The sequence below is a fragment of the Ignavibacteria bacterium genome, assembly GCA_016873845.1.
In the GTDB taxonomy this organism is placed as follows: Bacteria; Bacteroidota; Ignavibacteria; order Ch128b; family Ch128b; genus JAHJVF01.
This window is the reverse complement of the sequence record VGVX01000002.1, coordinates 112,801-138,571: the sequence shown is the minus strand read 5'-3', so window position 1 is coordinate 138,571 and position 25,771 is coordinate 112,801. Positions and strand designations below refer to the sequence as shown.

The 25,771-nt window shown below is 35.4% G+C and carries 23 protein-coding genes; 3 read left to right on the top strand and 20 right to left on the bottom strand.

Annotation, left to right across the window (positions count from 1 at the left end; genetic code table 11):
• The 15 genes from FJ213_01335 to FJ213_01265 all read right to left on the bottom strand — a co-directional run.
• A partial coding sequence (locus FJ213_01335) for an S-methyl-5-thioribose-1-phosphate isomerase (GenBank protein ID MBM4174807.1) occupies nt 1-605 on the bottom strand: 605 nt, incomplete at its 3' end.
• Nucleotides 606-1,520, bottom strand: coding sequence for a sugar kinase (locus FJ213_01330; GenBank protein ID MBM4174806.1), 915 nt, complete (start codon nt 1,518-1,520; stop codon nt 606-608). It abuts the gene before it with no gap.
• Nucleotides 1,521-1,530: 10 nt separating this feature from the next.
• On the bottom strand, nt 1,531-2,004 hold the full coding sequence (locus tag FJ213_01325; GenBank protein MBM4174805.1) for an NUDIX domain-containing protein: 474 nt from the start codon (nt 2,002-2,004) through the stop codon (nt 1,531-1,533).
• Nucleotides 2,005-2,325: 321 nt separating this feature from the next.
• Nucleotides 2,326-2,670 carry a transcriptional regulator gene (locus FJ213_01320; GenBank protein MBM4174804.1) on the bottom strand — a complete coding sequence of 115 codons (345 nt, stop codon included), beginning with the start codon at nt 2,668-2,670 and terminating at the stop codon, nt 2,326-2,328.
• Nucleotides 2,667-2,912 carry a hypothetical protein gene (locus FJ213_01315; GenBank protein ID MBM4174803.1) on the bottom strand — a complete coding sequence of 82 codons (246 nt, stop codon included), beginning with the start codon at nt 2,910-2,912 and terminating at the stop codon, nt 2,667-2,669. The genes FJ213_01320 and FJ213_01315 overlap by 4 nt, the downstream gene beginning before the upstream one ends.
• 317 nt (nt 2,913-3,229) lie before the next feature.
• On the bottom strand, nt 3,230-6,703 hold the full coding sequence (locus FJ213_01310; GenBank protein MBM4174802.1) for a hypothetical protein: 3,474 nt from the start codon (nt 6,701-6,703) through the stop codon (nt 3,230-3,232).
• Nucleotides 6,704-6,946: 243 nt separating this feature from the next.
• Nucleotides 6,947-8,173: an FtsX-like permease family protein gene (locus tag FJ213_01305; protein ID MBM4174801.1), complete on the bottom strand. Its 1,227-nt coding sequence runs from the start codon at nt 8,171-8,173 to the stop codon at nt 6,947-6,949.
• 26 nt (nt 8,174-8,199) lie between these two features.
• Entirely contained in the window at nt 8,200-9,363 is a 1,164-nt protein-coding gene (locus FJ213_01300) for an FtsX-like permease family protein (GenBank protein ID MBM4174800.1), read from the bottom strand.
• Nucleotides 9,364-9,446: 83 nt separating this feature from the next.
• On the bottom strand, nt 9,447-10,697 hold the full coding sequence (locus FJ213_01295) for an FtsX-like permease family protein (GenBank protein MBM4174799.1): 1,251 nt from the start codon (nt 10,695-10,697) through the stop codon (nt 9,447-9,449).
• A 58-nt stretch (nt 10,698-10,755) separates the two neighbouring features.
• Nucleotides 10,756-11,979 carry an FtsX-like permease family protein gene (locus FJ213_01290; GenBank protein ID MBM4174798.1) on the bottom strand — a complete coding sequence of 408 codons (1,224 nt, stop codon included), beginning with the start codon at nt 11,977-11,979 and terminating at the stop codon, nt 10,756-10,758.
• Nucleotides 11,980-11,984: 5 nt separating this feature from the next.
• On the bottom strand, nt 11,985-12,644 hold the full coding sequence (locus FJ213_01285; GenBank protein ID MBM4174797.1) for an ABC transporter ATP-binding protein: 660 nt from the start codon (nt 12,642-12,644) through the stop codon (nt 11,985-11,987).
• Nucleotides 12,645-12,717: 73 nt separating this feature from the next.
• The gene (locus FJ213_01280; protein MBM4174796.1) at nt 12,718-14,013 is read right to left on the bottom strand and encodes an efflux RND transporter periplasmic adaptor subunit; all 1,296 of its coding nucleotides are present in this window, start codon (nt 14,011-14,013) and stop codon (nt 12,718-12,720) included.
• Between the two features lie 44 nt (nt 14,014-14,057).
• Entirely contained in the window at nt 14,058-15,428 is a 1,371-nt protein-coding gene (locus FJ213_01275) for a TolC family protein (protein MBM4174795.1), read from the bottom strand.
• Between the two features lie 38 nt (nt 15,429-15,466).
• Nucleotides 15,467-16,909: an HD domain-containing protein gene (locus tag FJ213_01270; GenBank protein MBM4174794.1), complete on the bottom strand. Its 1,443-nt coding sequence runs from the start codon at nt 16,907-16,909 to the stop codon at nt 15,467-15,469.
• Nucleotides 16,910-16,948: 39 nt separating this feature from the next.
• Nucleotides 16,949-19,093, bottom strand: a complete 2,145-nt coding sequence (locus tag FJ213_01265; GenBank protein ID MBM4174793.1) for a hypothetical protein — start codon at nt 19,091-19,093, stop codon at nt 16,949-16,951.
• Between the two features lie 115 nt (nt 19,094-19,208).
• Here FJ213_01265 and hisA point away from each other — a divergent pair, with 115 nt between their 5' ends.
• Genes hisA through FJ213_01250 form a run of 3 tightly spaced genes read left to right on the top strand, consistent with a single transcriptional unit; the run spans nt 19,209 to nt 21,020 of the window.
• Nucleotides 19,209-19,979, top strand: a complete 771-nt coding sequence (gene hisA / locus FJ213_01260; protein ID MBM4174792.1) for a 1-(5-phosphoribosyl)-5-[(5-phosphoribosylamino)methylideneamino]imidazole-4-carboxamide isomerase — start codon at nt 19,209-19,211, stop codon at nt 19,977-19,979.
• Between the two features lie 11 nt (nt 19,980-19,990).
• Nucleotides 19,991-20,542, top strand: coding sequence for a cyclic nucleotide-binding domain-containing protein (locus FJ213_01255; protein MBM4174791.1), 552 nt, complete (start codon nt 19,991-19,993; stop codon nt 20,540-20,542).
• 10 nt (nt 20,543-20,552) lie between these two features.
• Nucleotides 20,553-21,020, top strand: a complete 468-nt coding sequence (locus tag FJ213_01250) for a universal stress protein (protein ID MBM4174790.1) — start codon at nt 20,553-20,555, stop codon at nt 21,018-21,020.
• Here FJ213_01250 and FJ213_01245 read toward each other — a convergent pair.
• From FJ213_01245 to FJ213_01225, 5 genes are all read right to left on the bottom strand, one after another.
• Complete coding sequence (locus tag FJ213_01245) at nt 21,017-21,916, bottom strand: polyprenyl synthetase family protein (GenBank protein MBM4174789.1); 900 nt, start codon at nt 21,914-21,916, stop codon at nt 21,017-21,019. The two genes, FJ213_01250 and FJ213_01245, sit on opposite strands and share 4 nt — an antisense overlap.
• Before the next feature lie 73 nt (nt 21,917-21,989).
• A complete protein-coding gene (tatC, locus tag FJ213_01240; GenBank protein ID MBM4174788.1) occupies nt 21,990-22,739 on the bottom strand; it encodes a twin-arginine translocase subunit TatC in 750 nt (249 codons plus the stop codon).
• Between the two features lie 2 nt (nt 22,740-22,741).
• A complete protein-coding gene (locus FJ213_01235; GenBank protein MBM4174787.1) occupies nt 22,742-24,049 on the bottom strand; it encodes a serine hydroxymethyltransferase in 1,308 nt (435 codons plus the stop codon).
• A complete protein-coding gene (gene rpiB, locus FJ213_01230) occupies nt 24,043-24,492 on the bottom strand; it encodes a ribose 5-phosphate isomerase B (protein ID MBM4174786.1) in 450 nt (149 codons plus the stop codon). Before rpiB ends, FJ213_01235 begins: the two co-directional genes overlap by 7 nt.
• A gap of 9 nt (nt 24,493-24,501) precedes the next feature.
• A complete protein-coding gene (locus tag FJ213_01225; protein ID MBM4174785.1) occupies nt 24,502-25,749 on the bottom strand; it encodes a tetratricopeptide repeat protein in 1,248 nt (415 codons plus the stop codon).
• Nucleotides 25,750-25,771: the final 22 nt, after the last annotated feature.

Here is a 25,771-nt window from a genome sequence, read left to right as displayed (position 1 = left end):
TTATAGGAAATACCAACTCTACTTAATTCGAATGATGTAAGTCTTAAACCTTGAAAAAGCGGACGAGCTTCACATGCATAAACAAAATCCAGTTTATTTTGTTTGTACATTTCGTGGATAATCCCAAATGCCGTCCCGATTCCGCCGGTAGCTAGCAAACCAGTATTGCAATGGGTAAGTATCTTTGAGCCTGAATTAAATAATTTTGCTCCATTGCGGGCAATTGCTTCACATTGGCTTATGTCATCATTATGGATTTCAATTGCCTTATTTAAAAGTGAAGAATAATTTTGATTACCTTTGCTGGTTTCAAAATAATTTTTCAAATAATTCAATGCAAAGAAAAGATTGATTGCTGTCGGTCTTGTTCTCAGCAATCTATTATATGCATTGTTGAAGTCATTTATATTATTTTTTATAGATAATGCGAGAGCGTACCCAGCTGCGATACCAATTGCTGGTGCACCTCGGATTTCTAATTTTTCAATCGCCTCAGCGATTCGTTCATAGCTTTCAGTTGTCACATATTCTTCAACAATGGGAAGTTTTGTCTGGTTAATAAATGTAAGTTTCCCATTATCGAATTTAAGATTAAAGTAATCCAATCAAGACTCTTCGAAATGAGTTAATGTGAAGAATTGTAAAAATCTGTCATGAATCTTCAAGTAATTCAAATCCAATAATCCTTCGACGCTGAATTTCTCCACGCAAAATGATGCCATTACACTTCCATAAATCACCGCTCTTCTTAATGCATTATTATCTATCAAATCGTTTTTTAACAAATAACCAATGAAACCTCCAGCAAAACAATCACCAGCCCCCGTCGGATCAAATATGTTTTCAAGTGGATATGCTGGCGCTGCAAAAATAATTTCATCTGTAATTAAAAGACATCCATGTTCCCCCTTTTTGATTACTAATTTTGAAGGACCCATTTCTAAAATTTTTCTGCCCGCATGTATTAAGTTTGGCTCTCCAGCAAGCATCCTCGCTTCAGAATCATTTATTATGAGAATATCGACATGCTTTAACGTCTCCTTTAATTCTTTATTCATTCTCTCAATCCAATAATTCATTGTATCACATACAACGAGCTTTTTACCATCGAGTTGATTCAAAACCCCTAATTGTAAAACTGGATCTATATTTCCCAGCATTACATATCTGGTTGAAAGATAATTTTGCGGGATTATCGGATTGAAATCTTTGAATACATTTAAATCGGTAAAGAGCGAATCACGATGATTCATATCGTATGAGTATTTACAGCCATATCTAAAAGTCTTTCCATTCTCGATGATTTGAAGTCCGTCAAGATCGATATTCCTTTCTCGCATCATCTGAAGATAATCTTGTGGGAAATCTTCTCCCACGACACCAACAAGATTTGTTATTGGAGAGAAGTAACTTGCTGCTAGTGAAATGTAAACTGCGGAACCACCGACAGCGTTTTCAACTTTTGCGAATGGTGTTTCGATATCATCGAGACCGAGAGAACCTACAACTAATAAAGACAAAATAAACCTCTTAAGTTTTTATATTTTCAAGTGATACAAATTTAATCGATTCCTTTTCTTTATTCCAATAATCTGCTATTAACTTCGCGGCTTTTTTCTGTCCGGGCCAAGCAAGCATTCTTTTAGCTAACTTTAGATTGACCCATTTGAACTCACTATGCTCTGCTGAAATAATTACTTTTAATTTTTTTGAAACCACGCAGCTTAAAACCGGAACGATTATTATTTCATCCTTTTCCGGTAAGAATATTGAATTTACAAGTGGTACAACAAAAAGTTTTTCAGCGATTAAACCAGTTTCTTCCAGCACTTCACGCATTCCCGCTTGCACTGCAGACTCTCCTTTTCTGATCTGACCACTCACCATCTGCCAGATATTTGGGTATGAATCATGTTTCGCACGTTTTAATAATAAAAATTCGATATCATTTTTCACAACTCGAAAAATGTGAACTTCAACTAAGTTTGATTTTATTTTTGGCATAATGATAATATTATATTGTACCACATCATTTTTATTAAGCGAATTTTTAGGGAACTCTCTAAATCTCTCTTAAAAAGAGAGAGAATTTATTATCAATCATAACTTGGCATAAAATGTTCTGATAGAATATAAAATGTAAAGATATGAATGCCAACAAGTCCTTCATTTGTTATGAGAAAGAATGGGGCTGCCACGAACTTGTTTCGGGAATGTGCTCGTTAACACACGCGGTAATAAAAAATATTTTTATGTGGATGATATTTTTTAAAAATAGTAAAAAGAATTTGTTGGTAAGAGTATGTTGTGTAAGAAAAAATTTGTTTAAATATCCTTAACAAGATAATCACTCAATCTTTTTAATAATATTTTATGACGAGTTTCATAAATTCTGCCAATCTTTCCTGCGATCAAATTGATTGGAGCAACTGCCAGAAAGCTTAACCGAATAACAGATTCTTTAATTATTCCACTATCATTAAAATCATTATCTTTTTCTAAAATAAGTTCGTCGAAGTCCTTAATTAATTGATGGATTTGAGTACTTATGCCACAAACAAGAAAATCATTGTATGGTTGAGGAAGCTGCCGAAGAAGTAATATCGGTCTTAATTTTGATTTTCCATCTGCCTGAGGAAGAGCAGCTAGAACTACATCTTCTTCTTTCATTTATTGTATTCTGGATTAGGTTCTTTGACCATTGTAAGAGTGTATTCTGGTTCGTCTTTAGAGTATGCAATGTTTAATTGAGATAAAGATGAATCAATCCACTCTTTTCTTTCATCTGACTCCGATTCAGATTTAAGAATAGTAACAAGTAATCTGTCCTGTGGATGTAGCTCAACTGGTGCGTCAATTATTATTGATTTACCATCAAAATGCGCCGGTAAAGTAACAAGTGGTTTTTTCATTTTCATTCCGAAATTTTATTTAAAGATAGCAACATTGTGACAGAATAAAAATCCAAAGTTATAACTTCAAACGAGTCCCACACTTTTTCAGAGAAAGACCGAGTATGCCCGTACTTGTTTCGGCTAGGAGTACGTTTACAAAAACGGTAATAAAAATTATGTTTATTCGGAGTGAATTTTTTCAAATCAGTTTGCCATTTAATCGAACTTTCTCTAAATATCTCTCTTAAGTTGACAACATTGCTAATTACGAGGGGGGTAGAGGTGAGTTAAATATAAATCATTTTCTAACCTTAAAAAGTGTAAAATCTGTATAATTAAAAATACGCCCTCAACTCTGCTCTCGCCGAATGAATAGCATGGGTTGAACCATGTGTACGTCCATCGTAACTGACATTTGATTGGAGATTCGTCGAAAAACGATAATCGAAATTGATTCTCCAAAGGAAGTTTTTACCGGTTGTATTTCCCTTTGTTAACTCAAATGGCAGCTGGTTAGATGAGTTATTAACTATTAGTTCGCTTCTTTCTATTTCGAAATTCAATCGGCTCAGATTAGAAAATAAAAAAATTAAACTAACCTGTTGAGAATTTATGTCCAACTGAGTTGCGCTAAATGGATAATAATCGAATGCCCTGGAGATCTCAAACTTAAATCCAACTTCAACTTGACGATAAGGAAAATATGAAAACTTAGTCACAAGTGTATTCGACAATATATCATAATTCCTAAATCCGCCTGCGAAAGATTTTAGCTCATCATTTAAATTTATGTATTCAGTCTGATTTGCAAATTCTTTGATCAATCTTAACCTAACTCGAATTGATTTTTCCTGTTGAAATCTACGCTCATCAGAGATATTGTACTTATTAAATGCGCGCCTCTCAAGAAATCTGAACAATGTATTGAACTCAGAACTGTTTTGAAATAAATAAATATCCTGCTGAATCAGATTGTTCCCTTTTATAGTTGTATTTGGATTTCTAAATGTACTCAATTTCAGCAGGTAAACATTCTTTGCAATTTCGTCTCGACTATTTTCTTCGACTCGTAGATATGTTTCCGTGCTTAGTGGTTTCAAAAAGTCATATAAAAAACCAGAGAATTGTAAATTTTCAAATTCAAATTTGATACGTGAACTTGCTTTTACATCAGTTACAGGGAATAACTCATCTGTCGGAAATGTTGTAAGAATAAAATCGCCATCAAACTTGGTAGGTTCAAATTCGAATTCATCCGCGACACCATTGCTATTTAAGTCCCCTTTGTAGATATAATTTCCCGTTCCTTTTGAAACTCTAAGAAAAACTTTTTCAAGTTTGGCGGATCGTTGAGATGAAGTTTCATAATATAGTTCAAGTCCAGCAAAGCGGTCAAATAAACTTGCTTTACCTAAATATTTTACTACAAGCGAATTGTTGTCGAGAAAACCTTTTGATTTAAATTCATCAGAGAATTTCTTTTGTCTGAATGCTACAGCAAGATTAGAACTCAAATTTCTCAACTGTTTAGTGAAAATGTTTATCTGGAATATATCTGATCTCGATTCTCTAATTAACTTTCCACCCAAAGGGAGGTAATCATTCCTAAAGTTATATTCGCCCGAAATCGAGAGCCAACTTATTTTCTGTATTGTCAACCGTGATATGACATCCACAAATCTAAAACTTCCAAAAGAGACCGAATCAGCGTTATTAATTCTATCATTTTTATTTTCTGCTTCGATACGAACTTCAGGAATAATCCCATCGTAATCGTAATTGATTATTCCAAAATGTCTTTGCCAAATAGAATTAAGGGATTCAGTCTTCGTAGAAGTATGGGTGAAAGAATAATTTGCTTTTAGCTTCTCGATAGGTTCAAGATAAAAATTCATAACAGCTCGATCCGTGGCAAATTTATTTCCCCTTCTTAAGAATCCCAATGATGAATTGAATAAAAATCTTTCACGATTAAAATTCACACTGATTTCTCTCAAACGTTCATCTTCAACTGAAGCAGAAGGTTCCAAATTCCAATTTCTGTTATATTCAACTTCAAAAATCCGATTGATCGAATTATAGGTTTTTTCTGTGAACCTTTCATAGTATGAAAGTCCGGCTGAACCAATTAATTCGTTAAACAGATTTATTCCAAGTGAGTCAAATCCAATTTTAAATCTATATGCTTTGCCAAGATTATTCTGATCGTCAATCGAAGAAAAACGATTTTGATCTTTAGAAGAAACTGACAATTCTAAATCCGTATAAAATCTTTCGAATATCCTTGTTGAAAGAAAAATATTGCCAACTTGACTTAATTCCGGCAGCGGAAGAAGTGCTATAGGTAAATACGAACCACTTCCAATTCCAACAAACTTAAATTGTCCAATCCCAGTTTTTATATAATCCCCCTTTCCAATTCCTACAAACGAAAAGCTTACATTATACAGAGCTTGAACATCGCCGGGAGAATAAAAATATATTTTAACTGACTGTGAATTAATTACAGTATCTTTTTCAACATATAAACCTTGTGGCTGACCGAGCGAGTCATAGCCGACAAATTTAACTCCAGATTTTGAAGCTCTGAGCCGATCACTTCCGCTTAATTCCAAAATATTTTTATCACTTTCAGACAGAATTATATCTATTGGTGCATTTTGATCATCTCCTTCACGAAAATAACTTGCTGCTATTTGTAAATTTCCCTTCAGAATGCTTGAAGTAATTGTGGAACCGAAGAAGCTTCTTTCATATTTTCTGTCAGAATATTCAAAATCAACGGAGATGCGGCTTGCCGATGTGATAATTTTTTTCGGTGTGAAAAATAGCTCACCGGTACTGTAATCAACTGTGTAATCATAATTTTCGCCGCGAGCAAGCTGTTCACCATTAATAAAAACTTTTTCTGTACCTGCCAATACAATTATTTCTCTTTCTCCATTTATTCCGTTAAGACGGTATGGTCCTTGGACACCATCTAAACCGAGAATTGTTTGACTGTTAAATTTTCCTCTAGACGAAGCAAAAGATACACTTCCGCCAAGTTCGCCACCAAGTAAAAACTCTGATCGCAATCCTTGAAGTTTTCTATTTATTACTCCAAACTCACCAATTCTTTTTTCAATTTGAAAATCACCGAACGTCCCTTGAATATTTTTATGACGCAATTCAATAAAAACCTTATCCAATTCTTGAATTGTCTGAGTGTTACCCTCTGGCTGAATAGGAGAATTCTCATCAGTCAATGCTGCAACAATTTCAATATCATCACTCAGTTTGCCAGCAAGCTGCAATCGCAAACCGGAGTTCAGTGACAAATCTTTATTGCTTCCGACAGTAAATCCTCTTGCTAATGTTCCGCTTTTTTGAAGTCGCGAACCGAATAAATCTGAAGGTGAGAGTGGTCTGGATTTTGTTTCAATAGTTTTAATCTCACCCTTTACTGAAGTATCTTTTTTAACGATGAGAATATTTTTAAAGTGAATAACATCCTTTCTTAGATTTAAAATTCGATAAGTCACGATTAAAATGTTTTCAACCGAAGAATCCGCTTGAATATTTAATTTTAATTGCTGAGTCTGTGGATAAAAATCAAATTCCTTATTAGATAATGATTTCCCATTTAACGAGACAGAAATAATCGATTCGATAAAAAATACCGAATCAATTAAAAATTCTTTTTGATTCTTGAAATAAATCGTGTCAGATTTTGTTTCGAATGCTGAAGAAGATTTTGCTTCCGCTGCAGGATGAACAAACATCATGAACAAAATGAAAAATAGATATTTAATGTAGTCTCGCGCCAATTTTAATGAAACTAATTCAATAAAATAAGTTTAAAATAATTTAGTTGAATTCCTTAGAATCTTGGTGGCAGAAGTATCTTCCTAATCAACAGAAAATAGTTGCCACGAAGACACAAAAATAAATTGTAATCAACTAGTGTGCGAAATAATATGTCCTGAATTCCAATGATTACACTGCTTATGGCAGATAAGATTTCAAATTTACGACTTAGTAAAAAAATATTTCGCTAAGCAAAGATAATATTATTCATATCTAAGTGCTTCGATGGGATCGAGATTTGCGGCTTTATATGCGGGATAAACTCCAAACAATATTCCAACAAACGAACAGACAACTAGACCGATGACTATCCAATCAACAGGAAGGATAGCGGATATTTTTAAATACGATGAAATCACAGCTCCTCCAATTATACCGAGAACGATTCCAACGATACCGCCGACTTGACAGATCACAATTGCTTCCATTAGAAATTGAGATAAAATGTTTTTCCTGGTTGCACCGATGGATTTTCTAATTCCAATTTCCTTCGTGCGTTCTGTCACAGAAACAAGCATAATGTTCATTATTCCAACACCGGCTGCAAGAAGTGCAATGAACGCCACAACTGCTGCCCCGATCTTGAAATATTTTGTAATTTCATTTACTTGCGTGAGCATTGATTCGTTTGAAATAATTTCGAAATCATTTTCTTTTTGCGGCGGGACTTTACGGATTGTTCGTAATATGCCTTCAACTTCATCCAAAGTATGCTGATATAATTCTCGGCTTGCTGCAGTTACAGTAATTGCTCCGCCTGCATCTTTACCATAAATTTGTTGAAACACAGTAATTGGTATAGAGACAAAATTATCCTGACCGCTGCCTAAAGCACCTCCGCGCTTTTCATAGACACCTACAACTAAAAAATTGTGTCCATCAACTCTGATTGTCTCACCTATTGGATCGCTGAATGGAAAAAGTTTTTCTATAAGATAATTTCCGATCACGCAAACATCTTTTGAGAATTCAATATCTTGATTTGTCAGACCGCGGCCAAACTCAATCACAATGTTAAGTGTTTGCATTGCATCAGTATTAATTCCTTGCACAGATACATTTGGATTAGTTGAGTTGTCTTTGTACTTAACTGTTCTGCCGCCGCGCTCGAGAAGCATTCCTACAGCGAGTGGAAGTTTTGCCCGGCGTTGTAGTTCTAATCCTTGATCAGCGGTAATATCTTGACGGTTTCTGTATTTACGCCAGCTGTGCATTCCCATTCTTATTGCAGGATATTTTTGCACGACAAAAGTATTTGTTCCAAGCAGATTTAGTGAAGTCTCGATGCTGCTCTGAATCGCTCCAATTGATGTCATAACAACGATGATAGAAAACAATCCAATAACAATTCCAACCAACGTCAATGATGAACGAAGCTTATTCGCCCGCATCGACGAAAGTGCCATTTTGAAACTTTCTTTTATTTGCATATTAAAAATTCCCTATTCTCAATCGCTCACTCATACCGTAATGCCTCAACTGGATCGAGCTTTGAAGCCTGCCAGGCTGGAATAATTCCAGAAACAATCCCAACCAAAGCAGAAATAATTAAAGACAAAAATACAATCGCAAGTGGCATTGCTGTTGGTAAAAATTTATCCACCAATAGAGATAATGGAAATGCAATCATCAGTCCGATTATTCCTCCTATTACACAAATTAAAATTGCTTCAATGAGAAATTGAGCCAAAACAGTTCTACGCTTCGCGCCAATGGCTTTTCGAATTCCTATTTCTTTTGTTCTCTCTTTCACTGATACGAACATAATATTCATAATTCCTATTGCACCGACAAAAAGTGATAAGAATGTAATCACTAATCCAGCAATTTGAATTACACCGACAGTATCGTTATAAGCTTTTAAGAATGCTTCCTGCTGATTGATAGCAAAATCGTCCTCTTTACCAGGCGGAACTTTCCGGATTTTCCGCATTATACCGCGCAATTCTTCTTTCGCATCTTCAAGTTTATCCATTGAAAGGACTTTTACATCAATGCGTGTAGTTCGTCTCTGCCCAAGATTTTTTTGAAACGATGTGATTGGCATAATGATCTGTCCATCGAGAGAAAAACCGCCAAAAAGACTCTGCCCCTGTTTTTCGAGAATTCCAATCACCTTATATGGATGATCCTGGATTTTGATAATTTTATTTAAGGGATTTTCACCTGTAAAAAGTTCGCGGGCAATATCTGCGCCAATCAAGCAGACATCTCTTCCGGATCTATCCTCGAGTGTTGTTAAGAATCTTCCTTCTTGAGGCAGGATATTATTTGTTTGGGCATAGTCGGTTGTGGTACCATAGATTATGGTAGACATAACAGATTTTTCTTTGTACTTAATCGTACGTCCAAACGTTCGCATGTTCGGAGCGACTGCAATTGCATTTTTCATTTGGTCGCGCAAAAGATCTGCATCTTCAATTTTTATGTCTTTGCGGTTTCGGTAAGTCCACCAATCGTCTCCGTGAAACCATGGGAATTTGTCGACATAAAGAACATCCGTACCAAAACTTGAGATGGAACTGATGAAAGCACGATTCAAACCTTCAATTGCAGTACTCATTAAAGTGACAGCAACTATTCCAATAACAATTCCGAGAGTTGTTAATGCAGAACGCATCTTATTAACTCTAATAGCTTGGATTGAAATTAGAAAACTCTCTTTATTTTCTAAAATAAAATGATAAAATTTTTTCACTACACCTATTCGTACCTTAAAGCTTCGATCGGATCAAGGTTTGCTGCTTTGTAAGCAGGATATGTTCCAAATGTAATCCCTACGGCGACACAAAGTAATATACCAATTGTCACCCACACAATTGGAATTGTGAACGTACCTCCGATGAAGCTGCTTGCAAGATTTCCAGCTCCGACACCTAGTAAAATACCAACCAGACCTCCAAGCTGGCATAAGATTATTGCCTCGATAAGAAATTGAGTTAAAATATCTCTCCTCCGTGCACCAACAGATTTACGTATCCCAATTTCCTTCGTCCTTTCTGTAACAGATACAAGCATAATATTCATAATTCCAATACCTGCAGCGAGCAATGCGATTGCTGCAATTGCAAATACACCAATCTTTACACCGTCGGTCACATCATTCACCTGTGAGATCAAAGACTCGTTGGAGAATATGTCAAAATCATTTTCCTCGCCTGGCGATAATTTTCTAACAACTCGAAAAGCTCCAATAGCTTTATCGATAGTTTCATCATAAGTTTCCTTCGATGTACTCATAACTGTAATGTTGACACTTCCCTCAACTCCAGTCCAAGGATCAACATCACCAAAATGTTTGAAGAAAGTCGTAATAGGAATGATCATGAAATTATCTCTGCTCTGACCGAATCTTTCACCACGTTTTTCGAGAACACCCGCCACTTCATAACGATGACCGGCAACTCTAATCACGTTTCCAACGGGATTGACATTCGGAAAAAGTTTATCGACAATGTCTTTCCCTATGAGAATAATATCAGTTGCAAAATCTACATCACTCGAATTTATATTTCTTCCATAATCAACGAACCACTGATTTGTCTGCATAGCTTCAGGAGTAATTCCTGTAAGCATAAGATTCGGATTAGTTTCTCTGTTCTGATATTTCGCCATTACACGGAATTTCCATTTCTCTGCAGCAACGTACTTCGCATCTTTCAAAATTTCATTTAATCTTTGGAAATCCTCAAAAGTTATATTTCTTCTTTTTTCAAATTTCTTTCGCTCTGCTGGATCGCCAGACCGAAAGGCCGGCAGTTTTTGAATCTGGAATGTATTCGTTCCAAGTTGTGAAAGCCCGCCTTCAATATTGTCCTGCATTATCGTAACTACAGTCATAATTGCTATGATAGAAAAAATTCCCACTACGATTCCAAGAATCGTAAGCAGTGCCCGAAGTTTATTTACTCTTAAAGAATAGATCGAGATTTTTAATAATTCTAAAATATTCATGAACCTTTCCCATATCGATCTGTGAATGTATTAAACCAGATTTTTTTCCCGAAGATCACTATTCATACCTCAACGAATCTACAGGATCGAGTTTTGAAGCTGTATAAGCCGGTGCAAAACCTGAAAGCACACCGGTAATTATTGATATAATTATAGCAAGAATTACTGCCGAAGCTTGAACTGAAGTCGGAAGAAACTGGTTAACTACATAGCTTAATATTACAGCAATGATTAGACCAATTATTCCGCCTATTAAGCAAATCGTTGCTGACTCAAGCAAAAATTGAAGGAGAATATTTCTTCGCTTTGCACCGATTGCTTTTCTAATTCCAATTTCTCTGGTTCGTTCTTTCACCGAGACGAACATGATGTTCATAATTCCAATTGCACCTACAAAAAGTGCGAGTCCGGTAATAAAAAATCCGCCAACCTGAATTACGCCAACAGTACTTTCATAAATTTGTGTTAATCCTTCTTGTTGATTAATCGAGAAATCTGATTCGTCTGATGCTTTGAGTCTTCGAACTTGTCTCATTGCTTGTTCGGCTTCAATCTTTGTTTCCTCAACAAGCTGCGGGCTTTTAGCGCGTACATTAATTGTAACAGTCCGCCAAGTCAATCCGAAATGTTTAAATAAGGATTTGATTGGAATATAAGCTTGTTTATCAGGATTGAATGAACCTAAAAGAAAACTTCCTTGCTTTTCTAAAACACCTATAATCAAAAATGAGTGTCCACCGATTTTTACATGCATCCCAAGAGGATCAATATTATTAAAAAGATTTTCCGCGATTTCTGATCCAAGAACAACCACCTCACGGCCTGCATTGCTTTCTACTTCAGAATAGAACCGCCCATTACTAAAAGTAAAATTTGTAGTACTTAGATATTCTGAAGTTGAACCGGTAATAAAAACCGATTCGGCAGTTTTATCACGATACTTAACTGTGCGTACGGAGAAAGCTGTTGGTGCGACAGCGAGCGGAAGTTTAACAAGTCCTTTGAATTTTTCATAATCTTCGAAACTAATATTTCTTCGATTCCGAATTTTCCACCAATCTTGATTCGAGAACCAAGCGAATTTATCAATGTACAAGACATCAGAACCAAGTGAACTGATCCCGGACTCAAAAGAATTATCAACACCTTTTATTGCAGTTGACATCAAGACAACAGAACAAACTCCGATCACGATACCGAGAGTAGTTAGAACTGACCGAATTTTATTTGCTTTAATTGCTCGGAACGAAATTAAAAGACCTTCTTTGAATTGAGTGAACATCTGAGTTATATCTTCCCAATTTTTTTCTTTACAAATTCATCTGATTCAATCAATCCATCACGTAATCTTATTATTCTATTTGCATGCTCGGCAATATATTCTTCGTGGGTAACGAGTATAATTGTATTTCCCTTTTGATGAAGTTCCTCGAAAAGCTGCATGATCTCTTCACCGGTTTTGGAATCAAGATTTCCGGTCGGCTCGTCTGCAAGAATAATTGATGGATCATTTACTAGAGCTCGAGCAACAGCAACTCTTTGTCTCTGTCCGCCGCTAAGTTCATTTGGCTTGTGATGGATCCGATCAGAAAGCCCAACATTTTCAAGTGCAGTCTTTGCTTTTTCTTTTCTTATAGATGAATGAACACCGGCATAGATTAGCGGAAGTTCAACATTATGCAACGCATTCGATCGTGGTAAAAGATTGAACGTTTGAAAAACAAATCCAATTTGTTTATTACGAATAGTTGCAAGCTCATTGTCGTTCATTTCGCTGACATTTTCACCAGTAAATCGATAAAGTCCAGAAGAAGGAGTATCGAGGCACCCTATTATATTCATCAAGGTCGATTTTCCTGAACCAGAAGGGCCCATTATTGCAATGTACTCATTCTTATTTACAGTCAATGAAACATCAGCGAGAGCATGTACTTCATCAATACCCATCACATAAGTTTTGGCAATATGTTCCATTTCAATAATTACTGAGTTAGTATTAGTCATTTTGTTTACCTTAAATTTAGGATTCTTTTTGTCCTCTTCGTTTTTGAGCATTGTCGACGCGTACTTTCGAATCTTCTTGTAATTCCCGACTAATCGCTCGATAGCTTCCAGATACAACTTCCTCATCACCTTTCAAGCCATCGTTAATTTCAATGAAAGTATCATCACTAATTCCAGTTTTCACTTTCAAGAATTTTGCCTTCCCATCCTGGATGACAAAAACACCTTCAGAAGGTTTTTCGTTTTTCTTTTGAGATTTGTTCGTCCCTTCAGGTGATTCTGATGGTTGACTCTCATTCTTTTTAGCAATATCCTGCTTTGGCATTCGAGTGGTAACACTTTGTATTGGAACAGTCACAACATTCACACGAGTTTCTGTTTGAATATCTGCATTTGCTGACATGCCTGGCTTGAGTGCAACATTAGAATCCAAAATTCTAATTTTAACTTCAAAGTTTACAACTTCTTCCTGAGTCCCAAGTCCCTTTGCCTTTGCTGTGTTTCCGATTTCATAAACTACACCAGTAAACTTTTTATCTTGATAGGCATCAACATCAATCTTGGCAGTATCGCCAACAGAGATCAACACAACGTCGTTTTCATCAACTTCTACAACAACTTCCATTTTCTTTAAATCTGCTACGGTCATTAAGTTAGAACCTTGAGTGAAACCAGTTCCCAAAACTCTCTCACCTGTTTTTACATTAAGTTGACTTACAATTCCATCCATTGGAGAAAGAATAGCTGTTTTTGCGAGTTGTTCGCTTGCTTCCTTTAATGAAGCTTCTGTCTGTTGGACAGATGCTTCAGCTGAATTAACTTGAGCTTTTGTAGTTTCAAATTGTGCGCGAATTGCTTCAAGTTCAGCATCGCTTGAAAGCCCTTTTGAGTAAAGTTCTCGAGTACGATTGTAATCAGCTTCGATCTTATTTAATTGAATTTTTTGAATTGAAAGATTCGCACGTGAAGAAGACAAATTTGCTGAAACTCGTTCTCTCTGAGCTAAGTAAGTGTCTTGTTTTATTTTTAATAACAGAGTTCCTTTTAATACTCGGTCTCCTTCTTTAACAGGGAGTGCAACAATTTCTCCAGAAACTTCAGGTGTAATTACGACTTTAAATTCAGGCTGAATTTTTCCAGTGGCACTAACGACCTGAGTAATGGTTCTCTTCGATGCTTTCTCTGTTTGGACAAGAATTATATCTTCTTTGTTTCCACCAAAGATCACTAGTCCAGCAATTATCAGAACTAGTGCACCAATAATTGAGAAAACAATTATTTTCTTTTTATTCTTCTTTTTTCCGTTTGCCATTTATTTCTCCTAAAATAATATTAAACTCTTCTAAGTTTTTCTAATCAGTCTTTTTTATCAGTTGTTTTGTACTCAAGAATACCCAAATAATATTCCATTTGTTTTTTTATCAGCAGATAATCAAAAGTTGAGTTAATAAGTTCACCTTGTGCTTGCGTGAATTGCGAATTTGCAATAAGTAAGTTTAACAAGGTTCCTGAACCGAGACTGTACTTTTCTTCATTAATCCTTAAATTTTCTTTGGCTGCGATAACGTTTTTGTTGTTTACGTCCAATTTTTTCTTTGCGGCTAATAAATCGAGGGAAGCTTTTTTTAGATTCACCTTTATTGTTCGTTCAAGTTCTGAGATTCCAAGTTCAGCGTTTTTATAATTTACTTCTGCGAATTGAACACGATTTGACGTTAGCCATCCATTGAAGATTGGAATACTTAAGCTTAATCCTGCACCGTACGTTCTTGAATCGAATGATGTAAAACTCGAAAAAGAATTTGCCCGAGTACTCGCACTCAATGAACCGCTCAGACGCGGGTAATGCCCGCTTTTTGCGATCGTTATTGCGTAATCGTAACTTTTTAAATCTAACTGCCTGGCGAGGTAATCGCTACGGTTTTCAAATGCAGTTTCTATGATCTTTTCGAAATTTGAATAATCTTTTTCCAGTCTGTTATATTCAAGTGTATCTATTGCTGCGAGAATATCTGCATCCACGAGTGTAAAATCCCTTGTGACATCAAGACTTAAAAATGAAATCAAATCGTTTTTTGCATTCTCATAATTATTTCGTCCTTGAATCAATAGAAGCTCACTGTTACCATAATTTACTTGCTGCTGATAAACATCTGCTAATGTAACTTGCCCAACGCGATTTCGCTCAGTAATAGTTTCTAGGCTTTTTTTATTCCATTTTAGATTTTCTTCTTGAACTGCGAGTAATCTCAATGTTTTCAAAACTCCGAAATATTTTGTTTGTGTTTGAAATACTATATCCTGTTTCAATCTTTCAAGCTTATGTTTGTCTGATTCGTAGTTCACCTTCGACTGACCGATGGATGCAAAATTGGCTAATCCATCGAATAATGTTAAACCTGAACTTACCGATGCAGAATAACTTCTTGATTGCGTTGATGTCTTTGGAATTGGGATGGAAATTCCTCCTACTGATAGCCAACCGCCCTCATCTTCTGACAGTGACCACGAAAATCCGCTGTTTGCAGATAACGAAGGAAGAAAGGCACCAAATGCTCCCCTTATTTGATTCTTACTTGTTTCAAGATTATTAACTGATTGTTGTAATAAAACATTCTTCTGAAGAGCAATACTTACTGCTTCCTCAATTGTTAGTTTCTCTGTTTGTTGTGCGTATCCAATGCTTAGTGCGATTGAAAAGGAAACGAAGAGAACTGTTTTGATCATTCTGTACTCCACAAAAATTTATTGGTTTATAACGAAACTTATGTATTAATGTTGCGAAATTCTGCAACCGATTTTGACAATCTTAAAAAATTTTGGTTTAAATACTCTTTTGCACCTTCATATGTATTTTCGATTTCACCATCCAAAATTGCCTCTTCAACTTCAGTCTTGATTATACCGACACCTTTACACGGTGGAAGTTGGAACATCTCCATGATTTCTTCGCCACGGACTGGTGATTGAAAAGCTCTTAGTTTGTCTCTCTCATTCACACTGTGTATTTTTTGTACGACAAGATCGTAGTTTGAGGTGTATTCCTTCACTTTATCTGGATTCTTAGAGGTGATATCTGCTCTGCACATTAAAATCAAATCTTCAAGATCGTCCCCTGCTGCTACTATTAGCCTGCGGATTGCTGAATCGGTAACCTCTTCATCAACAAGAGAGATTGGCCGCAAATGGAGTTTTGTGAGTTTTTCTATGTAATCAACTTTGTGAAGAGGAAATTTATATTTCTTGAAGATTTTTTTTATTAGTCTTGCACCAATTTCCTCATGACCATGAAACGACCAACCGCTTTGCTCATCATATTTCTTTGTGATGGGCTTTGCAATATCATGAAATAATGCAGCGATACGAAGCCACTCATCATTCGTAACTTCAGCAACATTATCAACAACCTGAAGAGTATGCCAAAAAACATCTTTGTGATGAAAATCTTTCTTTTGGTCCACTCCAGCCATGGCAGCGATTTCGGGGTAGAGAGTTTTCATTACTCCAGTTTTATACATTAGTGCTAATCCTGTCGAGGGTTTTACAGATTGCATAATTTTTAAAAACTCTTCTACAATCCTTTCGGGAGAAACGATTTTCAACCTCTCACTCATTTTGGAAGCTGCATTGAGCAATGAATCTTCGACTGTAAAATTCAGCTGAGATGAGAATCTGAAAGCACGCATAATTCTCAATGGGTCGTCAGAGAAGGTAACTTCCGGATCCAAAGGTGTTCTTATAATTTTTTTATCGATATCTGCCAAACCATTAAAGGTGTCGACAATTTCACCAAAATCATTTTGATTAACTGAAAATGCAATCGAGTTGACTGTAAAGTCTCTCCTTCGAATATCATCTTCAAATGATCCATTTTGTACAGAGGGTTTACGAGAGTTGGAAAAATATGATTCTTTCCTTGCTCCAACAAATTCTAATTTATAATCAAGATAATAAATAAGAGCTGTACCAAAATTTCTGTAGACAGTAATTTCTCTCGTTTGAAGATGTGAGCTCAACAATTCAGCAAATCTAACGCCATCACCAATGACTAAAAAATCCACTTCCCTTTTTTCTCGACAGAGGATTCGATCACGAATATATCCACCGACAACATAGACTGAAAAATTCTGTTCGTCAGCAAATTTTCCAATCATCTGTAATAAATTATCGATTGACGCATCTGATGATTTGTAAAAATTGATATTCATTATTCAATATTAAGGATAATTATTGAGAAGATTAAGGTATCAATGAGTCTCGTATTGGTACAATCTATAATAAATGTATTTCATCAGTAATAGTCTGGTATCCTCTATGACTGTTAACTCACTTTTTTCTAACGTGTTAAGAATTAAATTCGCCAACTCAAAATCGTAGGCTTTGATTGCTTTATAAAATTCATTCTCAAATACATAGAAATTTTTTGAATACTTTGATAAATATTTTTTTTTAACATCAAGTACAAGATAATTGTGGAATTGATCCATTGCAATTATATCATCTTTAAATTCTGTAAGAAAAATTTTCGCGACTTTTTCTTCTTCATCTGAGAATAAATAAGTTTCTAACATATTCTTTGATCTGATTATTTTTAATCTAAAGAGAATTGAATTATTAAAACTCGGATTTAAATTGAGTTTCAGTGAAAAATTCAGAAGCCGTATTGCATGTTCTAATTCTCCCTCTAATGCATAAGCATAAGCTATTATGGTATAGGAAGAAACATAACTCGGATTGAAATCTGATCTTAAGTTTTCCTTCTCATAAAAATCGATGCACTCATTAAATTTGCTTTGATATAATTTAGAATAAAGTAATCCATAAGAGATATAGGGATTTTTCACTTTTTCCCAAAGCTCCGAAAACAAATCCTCTGCTTTCGAAAACTTTTTTTCTTTCAAAAAAGTATAAGCCATTTTGGTATTCTTAGCGATATTGCGCAAACATTCTTTTTCAAATAATGACTGACGCTTGAAATAGTAAAGAGCTGATAGACTATCGGAAGAATTCACTTCATACGCTTTGATGAATTTTGAATACTGATTTGAAAGCTCATCGAGTGTTAAACCATAGACGTTTTCGTATTCTCCAGAAGCATAGAGTTGCGAAAATTTATCTATCCCATATTCATCAATCAGAAACCGAACGAATGAACCGCTAATAATATAGCTCATGCTTGACGGTTTAAATGCAAATGTGAATCCTCTTAACATTGCCGATGGATTTAATTCGCCAATGAATTTGAAAATATTTGCTGCGTAAGAATGCGGAGTCTTATTATTCCATTCCCACTCTGCAGCCATTGCCGCTCCTTCGACCAGTCCCAAATTAAATCCATCTGCAACGTGGAAAATATTCTTTGAATACTCACCGCAAAAATTGTGAGCAAGTTCGTGCCCAATCACATCAAGAAAATTTTTTCTTGTTAAAAATATTGTATACTGCCAGGGTTTGGTAAAATCAGCTGATGCTGTCCCTAAAAGCTTTTTCTTTGATTCATCATTTTCAAAGAAAAATATTTTAATTTTCTCCTTCGGTTCGGTCTTAAAAAAATCGGTCAAATAGTTGAAGTGGAATTCAGTAGTAAGTCTAATTATTTCTATTTCTATCTTTGATACCGAATCATTTTCAAAGAAGAATTCAAACCTTTGATCAATTTCTTGTTTAACAAACTTTTCTTCCAATTTTTTTAGTGATGTACTAAAACCTAAATTATCCGAAAAATATATGAAACCAACAATCATAATAGCCGAGAAGAAGAATAAATTCCGCTGAAGTTTTACTCTTCCGTTAAGTTTCAATAGGCTGGCAGAAATAATTAGTATCGAAATTATAAAAACGCAAAACTGATAAAATAAAATAGTTGACGACAAATTTATTTCTTCATCATAAACAAATCCGGGAAAAAATCCATAAATCGGATTAAATAGATACAGCTGAGGACTAAAATAATAAACCATTATACTCCACAAAAAAATTGCAGCCCAAATCAAAATAAAAATAGATTGCGAATACTTTTTGCTGATTACAAAAGTCAAGATCCCAAGAGCAGTTCCAAAAGTCAGTGACACACACACAAATACAAAGTAAAATACAAATCCATCGAGCAAGGAACAGTTTTTTGTGACAAATGAATTCAAGTATCCGAGAATGAGTGGAATAAGAATAAATATAAATAGATATCTTGATATTTCAGAAATCTTTAATTCCCATTTTAAAAATAGTGTTATGCTTATTCCACTGATGAAGGAGAGAATAACTGAGATGAATACCGAATATTCAAATCCCAAAACATTTGAGAGCGGCAATTGAAGTAAGATAATAGAAACTGCAGCAATTAATATTGAAATGGAAAAGGGAAAAAATTTTTCTTTCGGGATCCTGAATTTCATGCAATTGTTGAATTTAATTATGTAAAAATTACTTAAGACTTTATGTAATTGCAATTTGTTAGTTTTTTAATTTTACGCTTTTTAATATATTGATTTTGAATCAGATAAGAGATACATGCCAACTTCATATAGACAACCGACTTTATTAGTAATTCCTTCAATTGATATCAAAGATGGAAATTGCGTCCGAGTGGTTCAAGGAATTCCAAAATTAGCAGAGGCAAATTATCCAAACGATCCAGTTGAAATGGCAATTATTTGGAGAGCCGAAAATGCAAAATGTTTGCATGTTGTTGATTTTGATGGGGCTTGGCATGGTTCAAAAAAGAATTTAAAGATCATCGAAAATTTAATAAAATCAGTTGTGATTCCGATTCAATTTGGTGGAGGATTGAGGACTTATGAGCGCATTCGAGACGCATTTGATATGGGAGTTTATCGAGTGGTTTTAGGAAGTGCTGCAGTTAATGATCCTGACCTCATTCAAAAATCTGTATCTCAATTTGGTTCACAAAAAGTTTTAGTCTCACTAGACGTTTTAAATAATAGAGTTCTTATTGGCGGGAGGAAGGAACAATCTGCATTGTCACCAATCAGCTTATCATTGAACTTAAAAGTTCTCGGAATTACGCGCTTAGTTGTCACAGATGTGGAAAGAAATGGTTTGATGCTTGGTCCGAATCTCGACTTGCTTACTCAAATCGCAAAAACTTCCGGATTGAAAATTACTGCTTCAGGCGGAGTATCTGGATATGAAGATTTAACTAAACTGCAAAAGTTACAAGAAATTGGAGTTGATTCTGTGATAATTGGCAGAGCTCTTTATGAAAATAAATTCGCCTGCCAGCGGCTGTGGAGAGTTGCAGAATTTGGAACAATAATTTAATTTAAGATCGTATGGCAGCAGAAAAAAACATACTAGCGGTTAAGAGTAGTCTTTGGCATAATATCTTTAAAGCTTCTGGAAACCAGCAAAAAATTTTTCAACTGTTAAAAGGCTTTCCTGGCTTCGCCAACTTGAAAAACCGTGAAGTCAAAGATATCCAAAAACTTGTTCAGGTCCGCGAATTTTTAAAAAATGAAGTTATTTTCTTTCAAGGAGATCCGGGATTCTCGATGTTCATTATCGATTCTGGTAAGGTTGATATTACTTGTGAATTTAAAAACGGTAGTAAACAAAATCTTGCTACACTTTATCCAGGTGATTTTTTTGGTGAAATGAATGTCATCCTTGAGGGGAAACGAACCGCCACGGCAACCGCAATTGAAAATGTAAAAGTGCTCGTGATTTTCAGACCAGATCTGAGCGACCTAATTGAAAAAGATCATTCAGTTGGATATAAAATTTTGAATGGATTTTCAAAAATATTTGTAGAAAAACTTAGGAATTTGAACAGCGATTATCTCGGCGTACTTGAAATATTAAGCGAAGAAAAACAAACTCAATAGTGAGGAAGTCATGGAACCGAAAGTTGACAAAATATTAGTCCCAATCGATTTCTCTGAGAATTCGAAAAATGCAATCAAATATGCTGTTGCGTATGCAGAAAAATTCAGTGCTGAAATAATTTTTGTCTACGTAATTGAACCTGTTATTTATCCAAGCGATTTTGGATTAGGGCAAGTTCCAATTAACCGGATGGATCTGGAGATTCACTCTAAAGCTGAAGAGGAACTGAAAAAATTAATCGATACCCACTTGCCTAAAAATATTAAAGGTACTCACTGTGTACGGACCGGGAAACCATTTCTTGAGATCATTAATTGTGCAAAAGAAAATAAGTGCGATTTAGTCATCATGTCTACACATGGACATAGTGGTATTGAACATATTCTATTTGGTAGCACTGCAGAAAAAGTTGTAAGAAAATCACCAATCCCAGTTCTTACAATCAGAGATTCCAATACGAAGTTTATTTTGCCTTAGTTTTTCCGCTCAAGAATAAAGGTAACCAAATCTTTGAGAGCATTTTTACTTTCAGATTCTGGATAGGGCTCTAAGTTTATTAACGCATGCGATGCATACTCTTTTGCTTTCGCTATTGAATATTCTATCCCATCATACTTTTTAACAAAACTCACTATCTCTTTAATATCCTTCGATTTAAGGTCATTCTTCAAAAGTTTTTTTATCTGTCTTATTTCTGATGAGGTTGCTTTTTGAAATGCGTGGATTAGAGGCAAAGTTAACTTTTTTTCTTTGAGATCAGCTCCGACAGGTTTACCGATAATACTCGTTGAACCGTCATAATCCAGTATGTCGTCTTTTATTTGAAATGCAATCCCAAGATTTTCACCAAAATTTTTAAAATCCTCTATCATTTTTGAATCTCTTGTAACACTTAATGCTCCAACTTGGGTACATGTGGAAATAAGAGATGCCGTTTTGTCGGAAATTATTTTAAAGTAAGTCTCCTTATCATTATTCAGTTTACGGGTTTTCTGAATCTGAAGTAGCTCCCCCTCACTCATTCTTTTTACTGTATCCGTGATGACTTTAAGAAACTCAAAATCATTGTTATCTACCGAGAGCAGCAATCCGCGTGATAAAAGATAATCACCCATCAAGACAGCAATTTTGTTTTTCCATATAGAATTAATCGATGGCAATCCTCTGCGAGTTTCTGCACTATCTACAACATCATCATGAATTAATGTTGCAGTATGAAGCAATTCAACTAGAATTGCAGCACGATAAGTGCTTTCATTAATTTCACCTACAGTTTTTGCCGAAAGTAAAACTAAGGCAGGTCTTATTTTTTTCCCTTTCTGCCTGAGAATGTATTTTGTGATAAGATCGACGAGCCCAACACGCGATTTCATCGAGACGCTAAATCGTTTCTCAAAAATCTCTAACTCTTCTTTAATCGGGTAAGTGAAATTTTTTATATTCTTATCAATCAATCGACTTACTCTGCGAAACTTTTGAAATATAAATACTTAATTCATAAAGAAATAGCAACGGTACAGCTAATATCATCTGGCTGACTGGATCAGTTGTAGGAGTTAAAAGGGCTGCTAGAACAAAAATTATAACAATTGAATGTCTGCGGTAGTGGCGCATAAACTTTGGGGTAAGTATTCCAAGTTTTGTTAGAAAGAATGAGAGCATTGGAAGTTCAAACACAATTCCAGCTAATAGCATTACGCTTACAATTATTGAAAAATATTCCTCAATTGAAAAGAAATTCGTAATATTCATCGATCCAAAAGCACCCGCAAAGTTTAATGCGTATGGGAGCATTAAGAAGTACGCAAAAGCAACTCCGCTTAGAAAACAGACGCTAGTGAATATTACAATCAACGAGACATATTTTTTTTCATTTCGTCTTAAGGCGGGTTCAATGAATTTCCAAATCTGATATACTACATTCGGAAGACTGATAATAAAACCTCCTATTAGTGCAACTTGGATATATAAAAAAAGTTGACCAAATGGTCTTAAGTTCTGAAGTTTCAAGTTGTTAATTCTTGCAGGCCTAAGTAATATCTCGTCGATAATTAAATCAATAAACACCCAACAAAGGATTGCCCCTAAAACAATTCCAATTGCAGCGCGAATTAAAGTCCATCGCAATTCCTCTAGATGTTCGAGAAAAGTCATCTCTCTAAAATCAAAAGATTGTTCTGAATTGTTCTCTTCCATGATCACGAATTCAAGTTAGAGAGAATATCAGTATAAATTGGAAATTGGGAGCACAATTTTCTCACATCTTCACTTATTTGATTTAAAACATTTACATTATTAACATTTGAAAGTGCTTTATCAATAAATTCATAAATCAGTTCCATTTCCGAATTTCTCATTCCACGAGTGGTGATTGCCGGTGACCCAATTCGAATCCCACTTGTTACAAATGGACTCTGTGTGTCATAGGGTACCATGTTTTTATTAACTGTAATCCCTGCAAGTCCAAGAGCTTCCTCGGCTTGTTTACCTGTAATACTTTTATTCCTTAAGTCCAATAACATAAGATGATTATCTGTACCATTGGATACCACTGTATAACCGCCATCGATAAATTTTTGGGCTAAGGTTTTAGAATTCGAGATCACTTGATTCGAATATTGTGTGAATTCATCGGTCAAATTCTCCCCAAATGCAACTGCTTTCGCTAAAATAACATGCATCAGCGGCCCGCCTTGAATTCCAGGCATTACGTTAGAATCAACAATCTCCGACATCATTCTTAACCGCCCACTTTTTGGTGCTTTTATACCTTCACGATTCTCAAAATCTTTTCCAATCATGATCATTCCTCCACGAGGTCCACGAAGGGTTTTATGTGTAGTGGTAGTCACAAAATGACAAGATTCCATCGGATCAGATAATAATTTTGATGCAATCAATCCGGCTGTATGTGCAATATCTGCAATAAGATATGCACCAATTGAATCTGCAATTTGTCTGAAAGATTTATAGTCCCAATCCCGTGAGTAGGCACTTGCACCGATCACAATCGCTTTCGGACGATTCATTTTTGCCAATGCCGAGACTTCATCCAAATCTACTAAGTGACTATCTTTTCTAACACTATAGGCAATCACCTCAAACATTTTACCTGAAAAATTTACTGGTGAGCCATGAGTCAAATGTCCGCCATGTGCAAGGTTTAATCCCATCATTTTATCCCCTGGCGAAAGGATAGAAAAATAGACCGCCATATTCGCTTGCGATCCAGAATGAGGTTGAACATTAACATAATCACAATTAAAAAGTGTCTTCACTCTTTCACGAGCAAGATTTTCTGCCATGTCAACGTACTCACAGCCGCCATAATATCTTTTTGCAGGATATCCTTCAGCGTATTTATTTGTAAGCACAGAACCAAGTGCCCGCAGAACATTTTCACTGACATAATTTTCAGAAGCTATTAGTTCCAGTCCTTCTGCTTGTCTGAGTATTTCAAGTTTCAGAATCTCTTTTGCTTGCGGATCACGAGATAAATCTAACATCTATATTTCTCTTCTATTACTTTGATTTTATTAATTCGACCTGAATGCCTCTCTCCTTCAAAATCTGTGATCAAAAATGTATTAACAATTTTATTCGCAGTGTTTTCATCAATGATACGAGCGCCGAGTGCAAGAATGTTTGCATCATTATGCTTACGTGCGAGTTCTGCCATTTGTATTGAAGTGCATAGTGCAGCTCGAATTCCTGGAATTTTATTGGCAGTTATCGAAATTCCTATTCCCGTTCCACAGATAATAATTCCAAATTTAGCCTGCTCTTCTTTAATTGCAAGTGCGACGCTTTCTCCATAATCCGGATAATCACATGAATCTTCTGAAAAGCTTCCACAATCGATTACCTCATGCGATAAACTAAAAAGGAAAGATTTTACTCTTTCCTTTAGTTTAAAACCAGCGTGGTCTGAGCCGATTGCAATCTTCAAATTCATACTCTATGGGACAGTGACACTTCTGCCAATCCAATTATAACAATTGCCCTCGATTTTAATTGTTTGACCTGAGCGATATTTCCTGAAAAAATATTCTTCTTTTGTAGGCACCGATGAATTAAGATTTGAAATTGCTTCATTTGCCATTGCAGTTACGTTTGGATCGACTGACCTAGCTTTCATATAAATTTCTTGAGCAAGTTTTAAGACAATCTTATCCATGAATTCAAAACTACCGCATTTCTGTACAGCGGTTTGATATAAAGTCGCTTCATAGATGTAGGGCAAGCCCCAGCCATTGCCAACTTCCGCAGCTTTGTAGAAGAAAGTCCTAGCTGTTGAAAGTTGTCCAAGTTCTTTGTAACAAATACCTATGTTCAATGGATACTCTTTTGTTTTTGAATTGAGCTCAAAAGCTTTTTTATACGTCTCAATTGCCAAATTATATTTTTCTAGCTTTTGGTAAGCAGTGCCAAGTCTGTTCCAATAAGTTTCGGAATCGGGAGTTTTCTTCGAAAGAAATTCAAGAGGCTCGATCGCTTTTTCATATTCTCCTGATTGGAATGTGATTGAAGCATACTGCCAAGCTTTTGCAAGATTTTCTTTATCAAGCTGCCAGGCTTGATAAGTAATCTCTATCAATTGCGTTACATCTTCGGCAAGGTTTTTTAATCTCTCAATCGGGATGGGATTATTCGGATCTTTAACTGACGCATTCTGATATAATTCAAGCGCCTTCAGCTTGAAATCATTTCCATCAGATGCATATTTCATGTACAATAAACCAATTCTATCAACATAATAAAAATCCAGATTTGGATCAGATTGTAGTGCCTTTTCATATTCTGCTAATGCAGAAAGTTCCTGATCTGAGTACCAAGTTTCAAGATAATATCCTTTATTTTTATAAAAATAGGGTACGTTCTCTGGTTGAATCCTAATCGCAAGATCATATAAATACATCAGTGTGTCAGCATATTCTTTCTTCTGGACATCAGACGTGGCGGATGAATCATGCATCTTTATGATGCAATCTTCCATTCGTAAAAATATTGTTTTAAACCTATTCGGATCCATCTGAATGATTTCCCAACCGTAAGGCATAGCCGTGAGATAGTCGAGATTTTTATGATACTCTGCAAACAAACTCCATTTGCGGTAAATTTTCAAAGTATCGTCTTGAGCGGCTGCTTCATTCAGAAATAAACCACTAAGAATGATTAAAACTAATATTAATAATTTATTTTTCAATTTACTTTCCTCAATATTTTAA